This window comes from Methanospirillum sp. (genome assembly GCF_035560735.1).
Taxonomy (GTDB): Archaea; Halobacteriota; Methanomicrobia; order Methanomicrobiales; family Methanospirillaceae; genus Methanospirillum.
Window position 1 is genome coordinate 1 of the sequence record NZ_DATMYY010000216.1, and the last position, 4093, is coordinate 4093.

The 4093-nt window shown below is 41.4% G+C and carries 4 protein-coding genes; all 4 read right to left on the minus strand.

All coding sequences use genetic code 11. The features are described 5' to 3' along the window. A partial coding sequence (locus VN429_RS06355) for an ABC transporter permease (protein WP_325631075.1) occupies positions 1–791 on the minus strand: 791 nt, incomplete at its 3' end. Next, positions 784–1770: an ABC transporter permease gene (locus VN429_RS06360; protein WP_325631082.1), complete on the minus strand. Its 987-nt coding sequence runs from the start codon at positions 1768–1770 to the stop codon at positions 784–786. The genes VN429_RS06355 and VN429_RS06360, both read right to left, overlap by 8 nt. 4 nt (positions 1771–1774) lie before the next feature. After that, complete coding sequence (locus VN429_RS06365; protein WP_325631084.1) at positions 1775–3322, minus strand: ABC transporter substrate-binding protein; 1548 nt, start codon at positions 3320–3322, stop codon at positions 1775–1777. Between the two features lie 73 nt (positions 3323–3395). Further along, positions 3396–4093, minus strand: a 698-nt coding sequence (locus tag VN429_RS06370; RefSeq protein ID WP_325631087.1) for a class I SAM-dependent methyltransferase, incomplete at its 5' end; no start/stop codon positions are given.

A 4093-nucleotide genomic window follows, 5' to 3' on the forward strand; every position in this document is an offset into this window, starting at 1 on the left:
CCTACAAGATATATTGATAATACGGTGATAACAATCATGGTTCCAGGGAATAAAGTTGTCCACCAAATCCCCCGCATGATATGTCGTTGTGAATCATTCATCATGTTCCCCCAACTTGCCAGATGAGGAGGAATACCTAACCCAAGAAAACTCAGGAACGATTCGGTGAGAATTGCGTGAGCGGTCATAAGTGTCACTGATATAACCAACACATAGAGGAGATTTGGTAAAATATGCCTACGAAGGATATAGAAATCTCCTGCTCCAAGAGCTATCGCAGATTCAACAAAAGGTCTCTGTTTTAATGAGAGTGTTTCACTCCGGATCAACCGTGAGGTACTCATCCAGTGTGTCAGACCAATAACAAGTATTACAGCCCATACACTCCTGGGAAACATCATAATCAAGACAATGATAAGGATTGTCTCTGGTGGTGAATAGATGGTATCCACTATCCTCATTAATAATGCATCAATAATTCGTCCAAAAAATCCTGCACATATCCCAATACAGGTTCCCAATGTTACCGTCAATAATGCAGCACAAACTCCGACCATTAATGATATCCGGGTCCCATAGAGAGTTCTGGCGAAAACATCCCGACCCAGTGAGTCAGTTCCAAAATAATGAGTAATGGAAGGGGGTTTTTCTGACTCATGCAGATCAGCCATTTCAGGATCATACGATGTTAACATAGGTGCAAAGAGAGCAATACAAAATATCACGGCCAGGAGTAAAAACCCTGGTGTATACACCAGAGGCCGGTAGGTCATCAGAATGTCTTCACTCATATCTCACTCGAGGATCAACCACCGCGTATGCGACATCTGCAAATAAATTTCCAAGAATTACAATAATACTGGTAAAGAGTGTAATTCCCATCAATAGCATGTAGTCAGACCTCATTGCTGCTTCAAATGTAAGTCGACCTATACCCGGCCATGCAAAGATTGTTTCAACCACAACGCTTCCTGCAATAAAGTACGGAATTGCTAGCCCAACCTGGGTAATAAAGGGGAGCAATGAGTTTTTAAAGGCATGTTTATAAAGTATGGTCTTCTCATCAAGCCCTTTTGCTCTCGCGGTTGTAATATAATCCTCCCGCATTGAATCCGAGAGACTTGATCGGATGTATCCATAAAAAATGGTGAAATGACTCATTGCAAGAACCGTTACTGGAAGAATCAGGTGTCTGATCCTGTCTATCAGCATGGTTAAGATCGTACTCTGTGCTGTAACTGATTCCATTCGAGATGCAGGGAGCCAGCCAAGCCAGACTGCAAAGATGAGCATGAACAGAAGTGCAACCAGAAACGTGGGTGTCGCATAGAGAATATAACTAACCCCCGTCATTGTCCGATCAAACAATGAACCTTCCTTTGCTGTAGCATATAGCCCAAACACAATTGCACATAGCATTGCTCCAAGATATGCAGGAATGGTTAACAGAAGAGTTGCAGGAAATTTTTCCAGTATGGTATCAAGAACCGGACGATGTTGAATCTGGGAAAATCCGAGATCGCCATGAGTTATTCGTAAAAACCAGGCCTCATATCTGATAATTATTGGTTTGTTGAGCCCGAGTTCATCCTTAACCAGTGCGATATCACTTACAGGCATTTTATTTACTGTTTCAATGCCAAAATAGGCAACTACCGGATCAATAGGGGAAAGATAAAAGATAAAGAACGAAAGGATCGTGATACCAACCAAAAGAAAAGGGATTTGAAGTGCTCTCCGGGAAATATACCGGAGGAGACTGCGATCCATATATCTACTCCTTTAGATCCCAGGTTTCAACATTCCACCATAGGTTACCGCAAATGGAACCTTCTATTCCACTTCCTCCGTGTGGACCATTCCTGGGAACCATTCCTGACACCTTATCACTTAATGCATAGATATCGTTCCCATACAGGATAGGGACACAGGGTTGATCCTCAGCCAGAACCTTCTGAAGCTGTTGATAGATCTGTTTACGTTGATTCGTATCAGATGTCGTCCGACCCTGATCTATTAATTTATCAGCTTCAGGGCTGTTATACGATGCCAGATTATTTGTTCCATCGTTGATAAATTTCGAGTGATAAATCATGTATACATTATTATCAGGATCAAGAGGGGATCCCTGAGCCATAACGGCAGCATTGTTGTGCCATTTTTCAGCAGTCATTTCATTCCAGTTTGCAAGTGCTACCGGGTTTACCTTGATTCCAATCTTTTCAAGATCAGGTACTACAGCGATTGCAATATCTTTTCGTTCAGTTGCAGTTGCAACGTAGAGAAGATCAAATTCCAGTTTTACTCCATCTTTCTCCATTACTCCATCTGATCCGATCTTCCATCCTGCATCGGTCAGGATCTTTTTAGCTTTTTCGGTATCCTGTGTTGTTACAATATCTGGATTATATACAGGGCTTTCAGAACGGTATGGTCCATATGCCATCTGGCCCTGACCTACATAAATAGAATCTAATATCGCCTTTTTGTTGATGGCAAGCCCAATAGCCTGGTGAACAGCTTTGTCTTTAAATTGAGGCAATATGTATGGGAGATCCAGAGAGTACCAGTTTGAGGATGGAGTAGATAAGACTTTGACTCCAGGAACACTTTTTACTGAATCCATACTTTTTGGACCCATCTTGATAACCTGTACTTCACCTGACTTCAGAAGATTTATTCTACCGCTCTCATCAGGGACGATGACATAACGAAGAGTTTCAATTTTTGGAACACCATTATAATAATTTTTATTCGCTTTAAAGACTAGTTCTTCCCCTTTGTTCCAATGATCAAACACATATGGCCCAGTTCCTACAGGTTTTTGCCAGAACTCTGTCTTGGTAAGATCCTGTCCTTCAAGAAGGTGCTTTGGAAGAATCGGAAGAGAAAATTTCTCAATGAATGGAACAACCGGATCTTTTACAGTAAATTTCACTGTATTTTTATCTGGTGTCTCAATATTAGTTATTGCAGTATACTGTGAAGACAGAGGAAAGATTGTGATCCATTCTTTACTTCTCAAAAGATCGTATGTGAATTTGACATCATCTGATGAGAAGTCAGTTCCATCATGCCATTTTACCCCATCACGAAGATGAAACACATAGGTGTTCGGATCAGGTTGTTCCCATGTTTTGGCTAGATCGCCGGTTGCTGCCAGGTTGTTATCTGATTTAATAAGACCGCTGAATACCTTGATGATATCATACATCATTGCATTATTTGCAACAGCATTCAGATCCGTTGGTTCAGTACCAAGGGCAATATTCAAAATCTTGCCATCTTCTGCAAAGGCAGTACCAGATATACCAAAGATCATGAAAATAATCAAGATCCCTAATAGTAATCGAATTCCAGTTTTTTTCATATGTAACCTCCACACAACCCTGTCATCAACAGGACTTTTTTCCGGTAATTAAAAAATAAGGCATCTGATATCCAATCCGCCGTGATATCGGCATGTACTTACGTTGAATGTCCATGATATCCTTCAAGGATTGAAGATGGGGTTCAGTATACCCAGCGTTTTGGATATACTCAAGAGCAGTTAATGAGGACATCCCATATGGATGAGGAAGTGACTGAATCATATCAGAAGTATAATACCGTTTGAACTGATTTTTCCGTTCTGTTATTAGTACCCCGATATTGGCACAGGTTCTTCGAACCATATCCATCTTTGAATCTGATCTCCAAAGCCCATCGATTACCGCAACGGTTCCACCTGGACGAAGGACACGATACCATTCATTGAGTGCTTTATCCGGATTAGGTAATGTCCAGAGAAGGTGCCGATTAATAACCATATCATAGGATTGATCATTACAGGAGAGAGATTCTGCATCTCCTATGCTGAACTGAGCAGAAAGACCCGTTTTTTCGGTTTTCTCTTTTGCCTTTTTCAGCATTCCTTCTGAAAGGTCAATCCCACTGACGTTGTGCCCCATCTCTGCTAGAATCATACTGATCTCCCCAGTACCACACCCCACATCCAGAATATCAAAAGAGTCAGCAGGAGTAAAGGTGCGGAATAGGTTTATCCAGGCTTCTTTCTCTTCTTTCGTCTGAATGCCATGAGCATGTTGTAAAT